Raw genomic sequence first — 16,488 nt, 5'->3', positions numbered from 1 at the left:
GCGGCGCCCGCGTCCGAGGCGTGCTACGGCGCCGGGCGGGGAGGGCCGCTCGGCGCCTGATCCGTGATCGACGGGCGATCAGCGGCCGATGCGGCCCGGCAGGCTGAGGTCGCCCGACGCCACGTCGAAGATGTCGGAGATGCACAGCAGGGGCGCGTGCAGGTTGGCGTTGACCTTGAGGGCCGAGGTCACGCCGTCGAACTTCACGCCCTCGACCGCGCCGATCACACCGGCCGGCACGCTGACCTCGACGGTGTCTGTGGCCAAGCTGGTCGGATAGCTGGGGCTGTCGATCAGCAGCGGCACGCCGGGCCAGGTGGCCGGCACCTTGGGCTTGGTCCCGGCCGGGATGTCGCGGACCTTCAGCGCGCCCTTGCCGCAGGCGTCGTCGGGGACCAGCACCACCCAGTGCGGATGCCAGACGTGGCGGTTCACGCCGCCATAGGCCGCGTCGTCGAAGTCGGGGTGGAAGGTCACCGCCAGGGCCAGGATCCCCTGGCCGCCCTCGAAGCCGACGCCGCCGCTGTCCAGCGAGGTCGGCCAGACGTAGCTCCACACCGCGCTGCCGGCGAACTGGCCGGTCGCCTTGGGCTTGAGTTCGCCGGCCTTGCCGCGCACCTGCACGCGGAAGACCACGTCCGGCCCGACGCTCTTCACCTCGGTGCGGACGATGTCGAACGGGGCCAGGATCGTTTCCTTGGCCGGAGAGACCACGTCCTGGGCGAGGGCCGGAGCGGTCAGGAGGGCCGTGGTCGCGACGGCGGCGCTGGTGAGGCGGAGCATGGGGCGGTCTCGCGAAAGACGCCGCGACGGGGCGCGGCCGGGAACGCCAAGGTTCCACGGCCGCGCGCTTCCGCCTTGGACGGGGCGGACGCCGTTTTCTTCAAGTCGGGGGAGGCCGGCTTCGGCTCAGTCCGCCGTCAGCCAGGCTTCCAGGTCCTTCAGCGCCCGCAGGCTCATCAGTCGCTTCTTGGCGCGGCCGCGTTCCTTCAGCGGGATCTTCTTGCCGTCCTCGTCGACCTTGGGGGCCTCGAGCGGCGGCAGCAGGCCGTAGTTGATGTTCATCGGCTGGAACGAGCCGCCGTGGGAGCCTTCGAGGTGGCCGCCGGTGATGTGCTCGACCAGGGCGCCCAGGGCGGTGGTGGCCGGCGGGGCCTCGAGCGATCCGCCCTTGCGCTCGGCGGCGGCGAAGCGGCCGGCCAGCAGACCGATGGCGGCGCTCTCGACATAGCCTTCGACGCCCGTGACCTGGCCGGCGAAGCGCAGGCGCGGCTGGGCCTTCAGGCGCAGGCCCTTGTCGAGCAGCTTGGGCGAGTTGATGAAGGTGTTGCGGTGCAGGCCGCCCAGGCGGGCGAACTGGGCGTTCTCCAGCCCCGGGATCATCCGGAAGGTCTCGGCCTGGACGCCGTGCTTCAGCTTGGTCTGGAAGCCGACCATGTTCCAAAGCGTGCCGAGAGCGTTGTCCTGGCGCAGCTGGACGATGGCGTAGGACTTCACGGTCGGGTCGCGCGGATTGGTCAGGCCGACCGGCTTCATCGGGCCGTGGCGCAGGGTCTCGCGGCCGCGCTCGGCCATCACCTCGATCGGCAGACAGCCGTCGAAATAGGGGACGTTCTCCCACTCCTTGAACTCGGCCTTGGGGCCTTCGAGCAGGGCGTCGATGAAGGCCTCGTACTGCTCCTTGTTCATCGGGCAGTTGATGTAGGCGGCCGCGTCGCCGCCGGGGCCTTCCTTGTCGTAGCGCGACTGGCGCCAGGCGACGTCCATGTTCACCGACTCGAGGTGGATGATCGGCGCGATGGCGTCGAAGAACGACAGCTGGCCTTCGCCCGACAGGTCGAGCACCGCCTGGGCCAGGGCCGGCGAGGTCAGCGGGCCGGTGGCGACGACGACGCTGTCCCAGTCTTCGGGCGGCAGGCCGGCGATCTCTTCGCGCACGATGGTGACCAGCGGATGGGCTTCCAGGCGGAGGGTGACTTCCTCGGAGAAGCCGTCGCGATCGACCGCCAGGGCGCCGCCGGCCGGCACCTGGTGCTGGTCGGCCGCCGACATGATGATCGAGTCGCAGCGCCGCATCTCGGCGTGCAGCAAGCCCACGGCGTTGAACTGCCAGTCGTCCGAGCGGAACGAGTTGGAGCACACCATTTCCGCAAGACCGTCGGTCTGGTGCGCATCGGTGGTGACTTTGCCGCTGGAGTCGTCCTTGCGCATTTCGTGCAGGATGACGGGAACGCCGGCCTGGGCGATCTGCCAGGCGGCCTCGGAACCGGCGAGGCCGCCGCCGATCACGTGAATGGGGGAGGTGGTCATGGCCGCCCTCATACCTCCGCCCTCGCCAAGACGGAACCGCCGTGTAAGCTCGACCTCCAGACGTGTTTCCGGATTTGGGGGATTTGGGGTGGCGAAGAGGTTTTCCGCGACGACGGCGGCATTGGCCGGCTGGAACCTGCTGGGGCGCGAACCGGCGTCCGTGGCGGTGTGGGGCCTGGCGCTGCTGGTGCTGATGATCGCGCCGCTGATCGGGCTTTATCTGCCGCTGATCGGCGACATCGCGCGCATGAGCGAACTGAACCAAGGCGCGGCGGCCCAGGACCCGGAAGCCTTCGCTCAGGTCATGGCCATGCAGATGCGCATGATGGCGGCCAATTTCGGCACCTTCGTCCTGCAGGTCCTGGCCCAGACCCTGGTGGCCGCCGCCATCTTCCGCGCCGTGCTCGAGCCGCAGGCCCGCAAGGGCTTCTACCTGCGCGTCGGCGCCAGCGAGGGCTGGATGCTGCTGCTGACGGTGATCTTCGTCATCGGCTGGTACATGGTCTACTTCGTCGCGGTGATCGCTGGACTGCTCGTCGGCTTCCTGACCTATTTCGCGGCCGGCAAGGTCGCCGGCATCGCGATCGGGATCCTGACGGTGATCGCAGGGCTGGTCGCCATCGTCTGGGCGCTGCTGCGGCTGTCGATGGCCTGGCCGATGACCTTCGCCGGCCGTCGCCTGGTGCTGTTCGAATCCTGGAGCCTGACCAAGGGCTCGTCGCTGCGCCTGCTGGGCATGGCGCTGCTGGCCACGCTGCTGGTCATGGCCCTGGAGATGGTCGTGGGCTTGGTCGTGCTGATCGTCGGGGCCCTGGCCCTTGCCGGGTCGTGGCAGGACCTGGCCAAGATCGCCGGACCGGACGAGTTCCTGCAACGGTTCTGGCCGTGGCTGGTCGTGGCCGCGCCGGTCCTGGCGCTGATCCAGTCGGTCGTGCTGACGATCTACATCGCGCCGTGGGCCAGCGCCTATCAACAGCTGACCGCGACCGCCGCTGGGGAGGCCGCCGCGCCGCCGCCGCCGCCCGCTCCGCCCGAACCGCCGGTCGAAAGCGGCCCCGAGGCCACGCCGGCGTAAAATCCACGCCACGCCCGCGCCGACTCGTCGTCTGATGGCGCGACGCGGGCTAGAGTGCCGGCGGCTGAGGGCTTGGGAGCGAAATGGGCGAGGCATCGATCGCGATCGGCGCGACGGCGCGGGCCGGGATCACCGGCGTGACCCGTCTTGCGCCCCGCACCTGGGCAGCCCTGGCCGCGGCCAGCCTGCTCGGACTGGCCGGACGCTTCGCTGGCGGCGGCTGGGTGCTGCTGGCCGACTTCCTCGCCGCCGCCCTGGCCTATGGCGCCCTCTACCGCGCCGCCTTCGACCGCCCGGCGGGCCTGGCCGGCCTGCGCTGGGGGCGTGAAGAGGCGCTGATGGCCGGGGTGCAGCTGTTGCTCGCCCTGATCTTCCTGGTGGTGATCTCCGTGCTGCTGGTGGTGGTCGGGGCCGTGTCCCTGGGCGTCGCCCGCGCCGCCGCGCCCGGTTTCGACGCCACCTCGTCCGAGGCCTGGAAGGCCGCGCTGTCGGGCCCCGTGGCCGCCTTCGCCGCGAGTCTCGCGCCGCTGGCCAGCCTTGCGGTCCTGGCCTGGCTGGCCGCCCGTCTGTCGCTGGCCCCGGCCGCCAGCATCGCCGCCGGACGGCTGCAGGTGCTCAGCGCCTTCGACCTGACCAAGGGCCGCGCCGGCCTGCTGGTGGCCCTGGGCCTGGTGTTCTACCTGCCCAGCGTGGTGATCGCCGTGGGCGGCCGCACCGCTCTCGACGGACCCGCCGCCCTGGCGCTGCAGGCCGTCGCCGTGGGGCTCTACTATTTCTGCGTCGCGCCGGCCTGGACGGCGGCCTGCGTCCACGTCTACAGACACGGCCCGAGCTTGGCCGTCGCCGAGCGGCCGGAAGCCTGACCATGATCGCCCTGTCGCCCATCGCCGCCGCTCTCGAAGGGCCGCGCACCATGCGCCGCCACCCCGCCTCGCTGCTGGCCTGGGGCGGTTTCTACTGGGCCGCCCTGATCCTGCTGTGGGTGTTGCTGGCCGTCGCCTTCGGCGAAGAGGTGCGGCGCGACCTGGCCCAGACCCGCTTCACCGCCGACCCCAAGGAAGTGCTGGACCTGATCGCGCACCTGGGCGGGGCCATGGCCCTGCTGATCCTGCTGGCGGCTGCCATCTGCGCGGTGCTGGCCAGCGCCATCCTGCGTTCGGTGCTGCACCCCGAGCAGAGCCGCGGGGCCTATCTGCGCCTGGGCGCCGACGAGGTCCGGCTGTTCGTCGTGGCCCTGATCACCTGGGCCGCGGCCCTGTTCGTCACCGCCATTCCCAGCGGCCTGGTGACCCTGCTGACCGCCACCCTGGCCGGCGCGGGCGCCCGCAGCGTCGCGGCCTGGATCGCCTTCCTCGGCGGCCTGGGCGTCATCGGCCTGTCGATGTGGGTGGGGGTGCGGCTGTCGCTGCTGTCGCCCCAGACCTTCGCCGAGGGCAAGATCAACCTGCGCGAGGCCTGGGTGCTGACCCACGGCCACTTCTGGGGCCTGCTGGGCATGTTCGTGCTGAACCTGTTCATGGCCTTCGTGCTGACGCCGATCGTCTTTTCGCTGGTCGGCGGCCTGCTGACCGGCGTCATCGCCCTGGTCGGCGGCGGCTCCAAGCTGTTCGTGCTGCTGGGCCTGCTGACCAACGTGTTGATCGCGCCGCTGATGTTCACCGTCCAGACGGTGATCCTGACCGCCGGACCGGCCCGCGCCTATCGCCAGCTGCACCCGGATATTTGAGGCCCGGGCTCTGTCCCTGGCCAACGAAGCTTGTTACGCGTTCCTGCCCTCTGAAACGCACTGACCGGGCGAGCTAGGAACCACGATGAAGACCTTTTCGGCGACGGACGCGGCGATCTCCGGCTTCGTCCTGGTGCGCGAGCATTTCAAGGCCGTGGCGGTGTGGATCCTGCTGGCCACGATCGCCTCGGCGAGCCTGAACTTGGTCAGCCTGATCTTCTTCGGCCCGCAGATGCAGGTGCTGGCCGCGGCCCAGCTCAGCGGCCAGACCGACACCGAGGAAGTGCGCCAGGCCATGGTCCAGATGGGGCCGTTCCTGCTGCTCTCGATCGTCTACATCCTGGTCTATTACGGCGTGCTGCAAGGGGCGGTCTACCGCACGGTGCTGCGCCCGGCCGAGCGGACCTACGCCGCGCTGCGTTTCGGCGCCGACGAGCTGCGGCTGATCGCGGTCAGCTTCCTGATCTGGCTTCTGATCACTGTCGGCGCCCTGGGCGTGGCCTTCGTGCTGGGCGTCGTCGTCGGCATCTTCGCGATCATCTCCAAGCCCCTGGCGGCCCTGCTTGGTCTCGTCTTCTTCATCGCGCTGTTGGGCGGTATCGCCTATGCCGGGGTGCGGCTCTCGCTGGCCGGGGTGCAGACCTTTGCAGAGCGCCGGATCGTGCTCTTCCGCGCGCTTCCGCTCACCGCCGGACGCTTCTGGCCGCTGTTCGGGGCCTATTTCGTAGCGTTCGTGATGGCGGTGATCGTCTATCTGCTGATCATGGCGATCATCTTCGCCCTGGGCACGGCCCTGAGCGGCGGAAACATGGCGTCGGCGGCCAAGCTCGTGCAGCCGGACTTCAGTTCGCTGGAGACCTTTCTAACCCCCATGGGCGTGTTGCAGCTGGCGCTGGGCGGACTGATGGCCGTCCTGTCGGGCGTCACGATGTACACGCCGGCGCCGGTCATCTACCGCGAGATTTCCGAGCCTGAATCGACGATCGATCCGAACGCGACCGGCCCCTTCGTCGTCTGATCGCGGCGAGCCCTTCCCTGAGGGGGGATCGGTAGAAAGAGAAAGGGCGGCGGGGTGACCCGCCGCCCTTCTTCGTATCAGGCCCGCTTGCTCTTCTTCAGCTCGCCCACCCGCGCCAGCCGGCGCTCCTCATGACGGTCGAGCAGCTCCTTGAGGTACTTGCCGGTCCAGCTGGCCTCGACCTTGGCCACGTCCTGGGGCGAGCCCACGGCGACGATCTGGCCGCCGCCGTCGCCGCCCTCGGGACCGAAGTCCAGCAGCCAGTCGGCGGTCTTTACGACGTCCAGGTTATGCTCGATGACGACCACGGTGTTGCCCTGGTCGACAAGCTCGTGCAGCACCTCCAGCAGCTTCTTGGTGTCCTCGAAGTGGAGGCCGGTGGTCGGCTCGTCGAGGATGTAGAGCGTGCGGCCGGTGGCGCGCTTGCTGAGCTCCTTGGACAGCTTCACTCGCTGCGCTTCGCCGCCCGACAGCGTCGTCGCCTGCTGGCCCACCTTGATGTAGCTGAGGCCCACGCGCTTGAGGGTCTCCATCTTGTCGCGGATCGGCGGCACGGCCTTGAAGAAGTCGGCGGCCTCCTCGACCGTCATGTCCAGCACGTCGGCGATGGTCTTGCCCTTGAACAGCACGTCCAGGGTCTCGCGGTTGTAGCGCTTGCCCTTGCAGATATCGCAGGTGACGTAGACGTCGGGCAGGAAGTGCATTTCGATCTTGATGACGCCGTCGCCCTGGCAGGCCTCGCAGCGGCCGCCCTTGACGTTGAAGCTGAAGCGGCCCGGGCCGTAGCCGCGCGCCTTGCTCTCCGGCAGCTGGGCGAACCAGTCGCGGATCGGGCCGAAAGCGCCGGTATAGGTCGCAGGGTTGGAGCGCGGGGTGCGGCCGATCGGCGACTGGTCGATGTCGATGACCTTGTCGAAGTTCTCCAGGCCCTCGATGCGCTCGTGCGCCGCCGGGGCGTCGCTGGCGTTGTTCAGGCGGCGCGCGGCGGCCTTGTAGAGGGTCTCGATCGTGAAGGTCGACTTGCCGCCGCCCGAGACGCCGGTGATGCAGGTGAAGGTGCCGACCGGGATCTCGCCGGTGACGTCCTTCAGATTGTTGCCCTTGGCGCCGATGACCTTGAGCATCTTCTTCTTGTTGATCGGGCGGCGCTCTTCCGGAACCGCGATCTCGCGCGCGCCGGTCAGGTACTGGCCGGTGACGCTGGCCGGGTTAGCCATGATCTCTTCGGGCTTGCCCTCGGCGACGATCTCGCCGCCGTGGACGCCGGCGGCTGGACCCATGTCGATCACGTAGTCGGCGGTGAGGATGGCCTCCTCGTCGTGCTCGACGACGAGCACGGAGTTGCCGAGGTCGCGCAGGCCCTGCAGCGATTGGAGCAGGCGGGTGTTGTCGCGCTGGTGCAGGCCGATCGACGGCTCGTCGAGCACGTAGAGCACGCCCGTCAGGCCGCTGCCGATCTGGCTGGCCAGGCGGATGCGCTGGCTCTCGCCGCCCGACAGGGTGCCCGAGCCGCGCGACAGGTTGAGATAGTCCAGACCGACATCGACCAGGAACCGCAGGCGGTCGTTGATCTCCTTCAGGATCCGCCGGGCGATCTCCAGCTGCTTATCGGAGAGGTGGCCTTCCAGGGCGCTGAACCAGTCGCGGGCCGGGCGGATGGCCAGGTTCGAGACGGCGGCGATGTCGAGGCCGTGCACCTTCACGGCCAGGGCCTCGGGCTTCAGGCGCTTGCCGCCGCAGGCCTCGCACGGGGTGTCGGACTGGTAGCGGCCCAGTTCCTCACGCACCCACGAGCTGTCCGTCTCGCGCCAGCGGCGCTCCAGGTTCGGCAGCACGCCCTCGAACGGCTTGTCGACCTCGTACTTGCGGGCGTTGTCGTCGTAGGTGAACTTGATCTTCTCGCCCTTGGAGCCGTTCAGCACCACGGTCCGGGCCTTTTCCGGCAGCTTGTACCAGGGCTCGTCCATCGAGAAGCCGTAGTGGCGCGCCAGGGCCTGAAGGGTCTGGGTGTAGAGCGGCGAAGGCCCCTTGGCCCAGGGCGCGACTGCGCCCTTGTGCAGGGTCTTGTCCTTGTCCGGGATGATCAGATCGGCGTCGAAGGCCAGCTTCGCGCCCAGGCCGTCGCAGGTGGGGCAGGCGCCGGCCGGATTGTTGAACGAGAACAGCCGCGGCTCGATCTCGGCGATGGTGAAGCCGCTGACCGGGCAGGCGAAGCGTTCGGAGAACAGGAGGCGCTTGGGCTCCTTCTCGCCCTCGTCGATCGTCGCCCATTCGGCCACCGCCAGACCGTCGGCCAGGCGCAGGGCCTGCTCGAGGGAGTCAGCGAGACGCTGCTCCATGCCGGCCTTGGTCACCACGCGGTCCACGACAACGTCGATGTCGTGCTTGAACTTCTTGTCGAGGGCCGGGGCGTCCTCGATCGGATAGTACTCGCCGTCGATCTTCAGCCGCTGGAAGCCGGCCTTCTGCCACTCGGCGATCTCCTTGCGGTACTCGCCCTTGCGGTCGCGAACGACCGGGGCCAGCAGATAGAGGCGCGTGCCTTCGGGCAGGGCGGTGATCTTGTCGACCATCTGGCTGATGGTCTGGCTCTCGATCGGCAGGCCGGTGGCGGGCGAGTAGGGAACCCCCACCCGCGCCCACAAAAGGCGCATGTAGTCGTGGATCTCGGTCACCGTGCCGACGGTCGAGCGCGGGTTGCGCGACGTGGTCTTCTGCTCGATCGAGATGGCCGGCGACAGGCCCTCGATCAGGTCCACGTCCGGCTTGCTCATCAGCTCCAGGAACTGGCGAGCGTAGGCCGACAGGCTCTCGACATAGCGGCGCTGACCCTCGGCATAGATGGTGTCGAAGGCCAGCGAGCTCTTGCCCGAGCCCGACAGGCCGGTCAGCACGACCAGCTCGCCGCGCGGAATGTCGACGCTGACGTCCTTGAGATTGTGCTCGCGGGCGCCGCGGACGCGGATGAAGTTCAGTTGCTCGGCCATGGTGTCCGGAACGCTCGAAGGTCGGATTGGGAGCCACGCGCGAGGCGCGGCGCAGCGGCTATATGTAGGGCTCTGGCGCGGCATTAACACAAGAACAACATGCGAACAAACGCCGCAGCCATCCTGCTGCCAGTCCTGCTGACATCAAATGTCAGCAGCGGGCGGTCCGGAGGGCGCAAAGCGGGCGCCGCGCGGTCGAATTTCGGACGCCATCGAAGCGTGAGCATGCGCCATCAGAGCAATCTGGGGTGGCGGGGCGATGCGGCGGGGGCGACGGGCGGTCGGACGGTGGGCGGTCGCGGCTCCGGCGGGGCTGGCGGCCAACCTGCTGCTGATCGGTCTGCTGTCGCTGGTCGAGCGCGGGGCGCCGCCGGTGGAGCCGCCGGCCATGCTGGTGGAGCTCGATCGCACGGAGGAGGAAGACCCGCCGCCCGCGCCGAAACGAGCGGCCAGGGCGTCGTCTTCGCCTTCGGCGACAAGCGCTTCCGAACCTCGGACCAGTCCCGACGGCGCCGCGCCCGCCACGCCGGGCGAAGGGGAGGGGGCGTCGCCCGCCGGACCGCCTGGACCCGCCGCACCGTCGATCGATCCCGCCTGGCGCGTCGATCCCAAGGCGGTTGATCGCTGGAAGCTGACGGAAGGCAATCCGGATTTCCGCTGGGGCCGCTACCACCGGGCCTGCAAGGGCCTCAGCAGCGAGCACCTGACCGACGAGGAGAAGGACAGGTGCTGGGGAAGTCTCGCCGCCAAGGCTCCGTCGCCGCGGATGGGACCCGTGGGCCGTCCCGCCCCGCCGCCGGCCAGGTTCGTACCCCGCGGCCTGCCGCCGCCCCCGCCGCCCTTCGCCGAGGACGCCCGCAAGCAGGCCCGCTGCGGCGCCTATCGCGCCGGCCGCGCGTCGCAGCCGCGCCTGCGCGACGGGATCTGCTGACCTCGCGGCCCAGCTTGCCGAACCCGGTTCGCGGGCGTAGAAGCCCGGCTCCACCCCTGATGGAGGCCGCCATGATCAGCCAGACGGAAGACCGCTTCGTCCTTCCCGTTTCCCTGTTCGTGGTTTCCCATGCCTGTCGCCCATTTGGCCTTCATCACGTTGGACTCCGTCTCCGCCGCCGCGCCTGACGGCCGCGTCCTCTTCGAAAACCTGAACCTGTCGGTCGGCGCCGAGCGCGTCGGCCTGGTCGGTCGCAACGGCGCGGGCAAGTCGACCCTGCTGGCGCTGATCGCCGGCGTGCGCGCCCCCCTGGCCGGGACGATCGCCCGCGCCGGCACGATCGGCGTGCTCGACCAGACGCCCGACCTGGCGCCGGACGCGATCCTCGCCGACCGCCTGGGCGTCGGCGCGGCCTGGCGGCGGCTGGCCCGCATCGAGGCGGGGCAAGGCGACGACACCGACTTCGCCGAGGCCGACTGGACCCTGTCCACGCGGCTGGACGAGGCCCTGGCGGAGGTCGGTCTGACCGGTCTCGACCCCGACCGGCCCGCCAGCGCGCTCAGCGGCGGCCAGCAGACCCGCGCGGGCCTGGCCGCCCTGCTGCTGGCAGCCCCCGACCTGATCCTGCTGGACGAGCCGACCAACCACCTCGACGCCCAGGCGCGGGATCTGGTGGGCGAGGTGCTCGACCGCTGGAAGGGCGGGGCGATCGTCGCCAGCCACGACCGCTCGCTGCTGCGTGGCATGGACCGCATCGTCGAGATCTCCAGCCTGGGCGCGGCCAGCTACGGCGGCGGCTACGACCTCTATGCCGAGCGCAAGGCGGCCGAGGTGGAGGCCGCCGGCCGGGCCCTGGACAGCGCCGAGCGCGACGAGCGCCGCGCCGCCCGCGAGGCCCAGGCCGCCGTTGAGCGCAAGGCTCGCCGCGACGCCGCCGGCAAGCGCTTCGCCGCCAAGGGATCAGAGCCCAAGATCCTGCTCGGCGCCCGAGCCGAGCGGGCCGAGAACACCGGCGGCAAGGAGCGCCGCCTGGCCGAGCGCCTGCAGTCGTCCGCCCGCGAGGCGGTCGAGAGCGCCGAGAAGCGGGTCGAGCGCGCACGGACCCTGGGCTTTGATCTGCCGCCGACCGGCCTGCCGGCGGGACGGCTGGTGCTGTCGCTGGAGGACGTCGCCTTCGCCTGGCCCGGCAGGCCGCCGGTGCTGGAGGGCGTCAGCCTGCGCCTCGCCGGCCCCGAGCGCGTGGCGGTGCGCGGTCCCAACGGCGCGGGCAAGTCGACCCTGCTGAACCTGGCGGCCGGCATGCTGGCGCCGACGGCCGGAACGGTCACGCGCGGCGTCCCGGCGGTGATGCTCGACCAGTCGTTGGCGATTCTGCGTCCGGACGAGACCCTGCGCGAAGCCTTCCAGCGCCTGCACCCCGCCGCCGACCGCAACGCCGCCCAGGCCGCCCTGGCCCGCTTCCTCTTCCGCAACAGCGCCGCCGACCGGCCGGCCGGTTCCTTGAGCGGCGGCGAACGCCTGCGCGCGGCCCTGGCCTGCGTGCTCGCGGGACCGACCCCGCCGCAACTGCTGATCCTCGACGAGCCCACCAACCATCTGGACCTGGACTCGGTGGCGGCCGTGGAGGCGGCGCTGGCGGGCTATGACGGGGCGTTGCTGGTCGTCAGCCACGACCCGGATTTCCTGGCCGGGATCGGGGTGGAACGGGAGGTGCTCCTCTGATCCCTCTCCCCTTGCGGGAGAGGGTGGCCTCCGAAGGAGGTCGGGTGAGGGGTCTCTCAGAACTATCGGACAGGCCTTTCGACCCCTCATCCGTCGGCTTCGCCGCCACCTTCTCCCGCAAGGGGAGAAGGGCCTACTTCCCCACCCGCGCCTTCACCTCGGCGATCAGGGCGTCCAGGCTCTCGACCTGCTTTACCCCATACTTCTCGCCGGTGATGTCGACATTGTCCTTGCGCCAGAAGCCCTCGGGGCACAGCACCACCAGCTTTCCGCTCCGCGCGTGCAGGCCCATCTCCAGCAGGCTGATCGGGGCCTGGGAGCCGGGCGTCAGGTAGAGCACGATGACGTCGGCGCTTTCGAGGGCGGCCAGTTCCCACTCGACCTGGCGGCGGAATTCGGGCTCTTCGGCCACCGGCTTCCAGGCCGGGTTCCAGTCGGGGCGGCGCGGATTGAGGATGACCACGTCCTGGTCGGCCAGGGCGGCGATCACCTGGGCCTGCCAGTCGACCGCCTTGCCCATGTCGATGCTGCCGCCCAGGAACACGCGCGGCCGGTCGTGCGCGGCGGGCAGGGTCTCGGGCGAGGTCACGACGGTCGGGGCGGCCAGGGCGTTGGTCGTCATGCAGACACTCAGGGCGGCGAGGAGGAGGGCGAAACGATGAAGGGACGGGCGGATCATGCCGTGTCCTTACGCCAGGCGCACCCGGGTGGTCACGCGGTCCGGCGGAGGGCGTCGTTTTCCACGTCCAGGAACCGCCCGGTTTCCAGATAGGCCTGCACCTGCTCGCCCACCCGGGGATTGAAGATCATCAGCGGGTGGGTGACCGGCAGGACGACGTGGTCGCTCATGCCGGCGATGCGCGTCGCCGCCACCGAGACCTTGCCGTCGTTGGGGCGCGGCAGGATCAGCCGAGGCAGGATCGGGTCCAGAGCGCGGTCGCCGGCGATGACGCCCAGCTCGAAATCGACGGCGCCCAGCATGGCCGCGTCGTCCGGCGACGGCGCGGTCAGCAGATGCGGCGCCATGGCGCCCAGCGTGATCCGGTCCAGCCGCAGGCGGGCGAGGACGTCGGTCCACTCGCTGCCGCCGTTGGGCGGGGCCAGCATGACGACCTTTCCCAGCCGGTCCGGCCGGCGCCGCGCCAGCAGCGCACGGGCGACCAGGCTGCCCAGCGAGTGGGCGACGATGTGCAGCGGTCCGTCGAAGGACCGCTCGAAGGCGGCGAACTCGGGCAGCAGGCGGTCCACGACCTTGGGCAGCGGGGCGCGGAAGGAATAGGTCGGCGCCCAGGTCCGGAAACCGGCGGCTCTCAGCCGCGCCGCCAGCTTGCCCATCGACCGCCCCGTACGGCTATGGCCATGCAGCAGCAGCACGCCTTGCCGCGCGCGGCCGTCATCCCGGGTCCTAGGATCGACTGAGGTCATGTGAGGCTTCCGCGCGAGGAAGAGCGGTGGCGGTGAGAGAGTCCGCCAAACCAGTAATCCCATACCGCGTCAGAATGTCCCGCGTCATGTCTGTATATTATTGAATAGAATGGATTAATTTCGATGTTCATGCCATCCTGTCCATCGTTAGCTCACTCGGTCTTGAGAACGAAATGGGACCGAAAGTGGGACCGAAAGTGGGGCCGAAAAGGTTCGGCGGAGATGTTAGGCGGAGACTCCAATGGCTGGACGTTCGCTGCATAAGCTGACTGCGCTCCAAGCGGCCAAGCTGAACAAGCCTGGCCGACATTCCGATGGTGGAGGCCTCTATCTCTCGATCGATGAGAGCGGACGTCGCCGCTGGGTCTTTATGTATACGCGAGCGGGTAAACGCGTCGAACTTGGGTTAGGTGGTCGGCGTGATTTAAGCTTGGCCGATGCTCGCGCAGAAGCTGCGGGCATCCGGGCGATGCTTGCGAACGGGATCGACCCCAAGGTCGAGCGCGCCAGAGACGATACAGTTCAGACATTCGGCGCCTGTGCCGATGCCTATGTCGACGCGATGCAGGCATCTTGGCGCAACGCCAAGCATGTCGCGCAATGGAAGATGACGCTTACCAAGTACGCAGCGCCGATCCGCGAGCGACCGGTTAACGAGATCACCACTCAAGACATTCTGGATGTTTTAAAGCCACTCTGGTCTCGCACGCCCGAAACGGCTGAGCGCTTGCGCGGGCGGATCGAGAATGTCCTGGACGCGGCGAAGGCCAAAGGGCTTCGAACAGGTGAGAATCCGGCGCGTTGGCGCGGTCACTTGAATCAGCTGCTGCCAAAGCGCCAACGATTGGCGCGCGGGCATCATGCCGCGCTCCCCTATGACGGCATGCCAGAGTTCATGGAGGACCTACGCGCCCGTAGCGCAGTGGCGGCCCGCGCTTTGGAGTTTTTGATCCTGACCGGCGCTCGGTCGGGCGAAGTGTTAGGCGCGAGTTGGGATGAGATCGACGTTCATAAGGAGATCTGGACCATTCCTGCCAACCGCATGAAAGCAGGGCGCGAACATCGCGTTCCCCTCTCTGGCCGAGCGATGAAAATAATCGCGGAGCGGCTGGAGGTTGGGTCAACCGGTCATGTGTTTCCGGGCGCAACGTCGGTTTCACCACTGTCCTCTATGGCGATGGCCATGCTGCTACGTCGTATGAAGAGCGAGGTCACTGTTCATGGCTTTCGCTCGACCTTCCGCGATTGGGCATCGGAAACGACAGGCTTCTCCCACGAGGTTTGCGAAATGGCCCTGGCTCATACGATTGCCAACAAAGCTGAGGCTGCCTACAGGCGAGGCGATCTGTTCGACAAGCGCCGTAAGCTCATGGAAGCTTGGGCCGGCTATTGTTCTGGTACGACGAAGCGGAAAGTTGTTGCCTTATTTCCAGCCTAGTTCGTTCCATTAACGGCGATGTCGCGCCAATTGCTGTCGTCGCCGCACCTTCGGAAGGACGACCTATGCGGGGTCTGGGTTAGCCTGCAGTGGGAGCGCGATCTGCGCGCTCAGCCCTACCTCTGCCCATTGTAATTCCACCTGACCGCCGAACGGCTGAAGGCTCCGTTTGAGCAAGGTCCCGCCAAATCCTGTATGTCTGGGCGCGACGACGGACGGCCCGCCACGCTCGATCCATGACAGGTGAAGCTGCCCATGGCTGCTACGCCAGTGAACGGTCAAGACGCCTTCATCGACAGACAATGCGCCATACTTGGCGGCGTTGGTCGCCAGTTCATGGAGGCAGAGCGCAAGCGCTTGAGCATGTCTGGCCGGCAAGGAGATCGGCGGCCCGTCGAGCTTGATGTGACCATTATCGCCCAAGCCGTAAGGGCCAAGTTCTTCCGACAGGAGCTGGCGCAGGTCGCCGCCCGACCATCGACTTTCAGCGAGCAACTGATGGGCGCGCGAGAGAGACTCGATCCGTCCCAGCAGGGCTTGTCGGTAGGTTTCGAGATCACCAGCCTTGGCGAGCGAGACCATGCTCTGCACGACAAACAACAGGTTCTTGGCGCGATGATCGACCTCGAGCATCAGAAGCCGCAGACGCTCTTCATTCTCCCGCTGCTCGGTAACGTCCAACTGTACGCCGACCAACTTCCGGGGCCGGCCAAGGTTATCGCGAACGATCTCCGATCGGACCTGCAGCCAGCGCAATTGGCCGTCAGCCGTTAGGCGCCTGAATTCGAAATCCAGAAAGGTCTCGTCGCCGTCGAGGGCGCGCTGTCGCGTCTGATCCAGAAGAGCGGCATCATCCGGGTGGTGGCGAGCGCGTCCCTCTTCGACGCGAGCGCGAGCGTCGCCAAAGTCTACACCCTGGCGCAGGTCGTCACTTACAGGAGGGAGTGTGTCGTCGAGCGACCATTCGAACGGGGCCATTCGGCCCGCTTCCAGCGCCAAGCGCAGCCGCGCCTCGGAGGCCGCCATTCGCTGGACCGAGAGCTTTTGCTCGGTGATGTCCTCAGCGACGCCGATCATGCGAACCGGGGCGCCATTTTCATCGTAGAAAAATCGACCGCGCGCCGCGCGCCAGTGGATTGAACCGTCTGGCCATAGGGCGCGGAATTCATGATGGAAAGTCGACCGGCCATCGCGAGCCGCTTCGATCAACGCCACCGTCTCGTCGCGATCGTCCGGATGCAACCGGTCGAGCCAGGCCTGGTAGCTGGGTAAAACCTCTCCGACCGCGTAGCCCTGCTGCAAGAAGTGGCGGTCGTTCCACACGACCTTGCCCGAGGCGATGTTCCAGTCCCAGCTGGCAAGGCCGCCAATCTCGACGGCCAATCGGAGACGTTCCTCGCTTCCACGCAGAGCGCCTTCGAAGTGATTACGGTCCGCCGTGTCGTCGGAAGGGCTCGACAGCCCATTATTGGCCTCGCGTAGCCCGGTGTTTTCAACCTTTGCCGCCGCTAGCCCAGCTTTCGGATCATCCAGCGACTCTTCAGCCATGCTCCGTCCAACTCCATGCCTCACAATGCGTCGGCAGCTCAAAGGTGAAGTTACAATCGACAGCCTACCGCGCCGCCTCGCCGGAGGGACGAAACCGGCTATGCGCAGCTACGGCTTAGGGAGGTAGGGAAAAGGATCGCGTCATCAACGCCCGCACCATAACAATGCTGGAGGTTCGCACTGTCGCATGACCGACATAGGCAGCTCGGCTTAGATCACCGACCAATCTCTGCGGCTTTTCGCGATCCTACCGGCCCTGCACGATCGGTAAGGCAGCGCCAGGAGCTGCCATTGGCTTCGCCTCCGAA

At 68.2% G+C, this 16,488-nt stretch carries 13 protein-coding genes; 7 read left to right on the top strand and 6 right to left on the bottom strand.

Annotation, left to right across the window (positions count from 1 at the left end):
* Positions 1-78 precede the first annotated feature (78 nt).
* Both AC07NS_RS23815 and trmFO read right to left on the bottom strand, forming a co-directional pair.
* Positions 79-783, bottom strand: coding sequence for a hypothetical protein (locus AC07NS_RS23815; protein ID WP_494607313.1), 705 nt, complete (start codon positions 781-783; stop codon positions 79-81).
* 126 nt (positions 784-909) lie between these two features.
* Positions 910-2,310, bottom strand: a complete 1,401-nt coding sequence (gene trmFO / locus AC07NS_RS23810) for a methylenetetrahydrofolate--tRNA-(uracil(54)-C(5))-methyltransferase (FADH(2)-oxidizing) TrmFO (protein WP_494607311.1) — start codon at positions 2,308-2,310, stop codon at positions 910-912.
* An 88-nt stretch (positions 2,311-2,398) separates the two neighbouring features.
* Between trmFO and AC07NS_RS23805 the strand changes: the two genes are divergently transcribed.
* The 4 genes from AC07NS_RS23805 (at position 2,399) to AC07NS_RS23790 (ending at position 6,129) form a co-directional block, all read left to right on the top strand.
* Positions 2,399-3,385, top strand: a complete 987-nt coding sequence (locus AC07NS_RS23805) for a hypothetical protein (RefSeq protein ID WP_494607310.1) — start codon at positions 2,399-2,401, stop codon at positions 3,383-3,385.
* 83 nt (positions 3,386-3,468) lie between these two features.
* Entirely contained in the window at positions 3,469-4,248 is a 780-nt protein-coding gene (locus tag AC07NS_RS23800; protein WP_494607308.1) for a hypothetical protein, read from the top strand.
* 2 nt (positions 4,249-4,250) lie between these two features.
* Entirely contained in the window at positions 4,251-5,111 is an 861-nt protein-coding gene (locus AC07NS_RS23795; RefSeq protein ID WP_494607306.1) for a hypothetical protein, read from the top strand.
* Between the two features lie 85 nt (positions 5,112-5,196).
* Complete coding sequence (locus AC07NS_RS23790; protein WP_494607304.1) at positions 5,197-6,129, top strand: hypothetical protein; 933 nt, start codon at positions 5,197-5,199, stop codon at positions 6,127-6,129.
* Between the two features lie 77 nt (positions 6,130-6,206).
* On the opposite strand, the gene uvrA is transcribed toward AC07NS_RS23790, so the two are convergent.
* Positions 6,207-9,116: an excinuclease ABC subunit UvrA gene (uvrA, locus tag AC07NS_RS23785; RefSeq protein WP_494607302.1), complete on the bottom strand. Its 2,910-nt coding sequence runs from the start codon at positions 9,114-9,116 to the stop codon at positions 6,207-6,209.
* Positions 9,117-9,375: 259 nt separating this feature from the next.
* On the opposite strand from uvrA, the gene AC07NS_RS23780 reads away from it, so the two are divergent.
* Positions 9,376-10,047, top strand: a complete 672-nt coding sequence (locus AC07NS_RS23780; RefSeq protein WP_494607300.1) for a hypothetical protein — start codon at positions 9,376-9,378, stop codon at positions 10,045-10,047.
* Between the two features lie 129 nt (positions 10,048-10,176).
* A complete protein-coding gene (locus AC07NS_RS23775) occupies positions 10,177-11,769 on the top strand; it encodes an ABC-F family ATP-binding cassette domain-containing protein (RefSeq protein WP_494607298.1) in 1,593 nt (530 codons plus the stop codon).
* A gap of 133 nt (positions 11,770-11,902) precedes the next feature.
* Here AC07NS_RS23775 and AC07NS_RS23770 read toward each other — a convergent pair whose 3' ends face one another.
* Both AC07NS_RS23770 and AC07NS_RS23765 read right to left on the bottom strand, forming a co-directional pair.
* Positions 11,903-12,391, bottom strand: a complete 489-nt coding sequence (locus AC07NS_RS23770; protein ID WP_494607296.1) for a nucleoside 2-deoxyribosyltransferase domain-containing protein — start codon at positions 12,389-12,391, stop codon at positions 11,903-11,905.
* Positions 12,392-12,480: 89 nt separating this feature from the next.
* Positions 12,481-13,194: an esterase/lipase family protein gene (locus AC07NS_RS23765; protein ID WP_494607294.1), complete on the bottom strand. Its 714-nt coding sequence runs from the start codon at positions 13,192-13,194 to the stop codon at positions 12,481-12,483.
* Between the two features lie 241 nt (positions 13,195-13,435).
* On the opposite strand from AC07NS_RS23765, the gene AC07NS_RS23760 reads away from it, so the two are divergent.
* Positions 13,436-14,632: a tyrosine-type recombinase/integrase gene (locus AC07NS_RS23760; RefSeq protein WP_494607292.1), complete on the top strand. Its 1,197-nt coding sequence runs from the start codon at positions 13,436-13,438 to the stop codon at positions 14,630-14,632.
* Between the two features lie 63 nt (positions 14,633-14,695).
* On the opposite strand, the gene AC07NS_RS23755 is transcribed toward AC07NS_RS23760, so the two are convergent.
* On the bottom strand, positions 14,696-16,180 hold the full coding sequence (locus AC07NS_RS23755) for a sensor histidine kinase (RefSeq protein ID WP_494607290.1): 1,485 nt from the start codon (positions 16,178-16,180) through the stop codon (positions 14,696-14,698).
* Between the last annotated feature and the right edge of the window lie 308 nt (positions 16,181-16,488).

The sequence above is a fragment of the Caulobacter sp. GW821-FHT10A10 genome (genome assembly GCF_059415745.1).
Note: the sequence above shows the minus strand (reverse complement) of the source record. Positions and strands in the feature narration are given on the sequence as shown.

Bases quoted from the DNA above. Each gene is read 5' to 3' on its own strand.
- AC07NS_RS23815 (WP_494607313.1), bottom strand. From the start codon at position 783: ATGCTCCGCCTCACCAGCGCCGCCGTCGCGACCACGGCCCTCCTGACC.
- trmFO (WP_494607311.1), bottom strand. From the start codon at position 2,310: ATGACCACCTCCCCCATTCACGTGATCGGCGGCGGCCTCGCCGGTTCC.
- AC07NS_RS23800 (WP_494607308.1), top strand. From the start codon at position 3,469: ATGGGCGAGGCATCGATCGCGATCGGCGCGACGGCGCGGGCCGGGATC.
- AC07NS_RS23795 (WP_494607306.1), top strand. From the start codon at position 4,251: ATGATCGCCCTGTCGCCCATCGCCGCCGCTCTCGAAGGGCCGCGCACC.
- AC07NS_RS23790 (WP_494607304.1), top strand. From the start codon at position 5,197: ATGAAGACCTTTTCGGCGACGGACGCGGCGATCTCCGGCTTCGTCCTG.
- uvrA (WP_494607302.1), bottom strand. From the start codon at position 9,116: ATGGCCGAGCAACTGAACTTCATCCGCGTCCGCGGCGCCCGCGAGCAC.
- AC07NS_RS23780 (WP_494607300.1), top strand. From the start codon at position 9,376: ATGCGGCGGGGGCGACGGGCGGTCGGACGGTGGGCGGTCGCGGCTCCG.
- AC07NS_RS23775 (WP_494607298.1), top strand. From the start codon at position 10,177: ATGCCTGTCGCCCATTTGGCCTTCATCACGTTGGACTCCGTCTCCGCC.
- AC07NS_RS23770 (WP_494607296.1), bottom strand. From the start codon at position 12,391: ATGACGACCAACGCCCTGGCCGCCCCGACCGTCGTGACCTCGCCCGAG.
- AC07NS_RS23765 (WP_494607294.1), bottom strand. From the start codon at position 13,194: ATGACCTCAGTCGATCCTAGGACCCGGGATGACGGCCGCGCGCGGCAA.
- AC07NS_RS23760 (WP_494607292.1), top strand. From the start codon at position 13,436: ATGGCTGGACGTTCGCTGCATAAGCTGACTGCGCTCCAAGCGGCCAAG.
- AC07NS_RS23755 (WP_494607290.1), bottom strand. From the start codon at position 16,180: ATGGCTGAAGAGTCGCTGGATGATCCGAAAGCTGGGCTAGCGGCGGCA.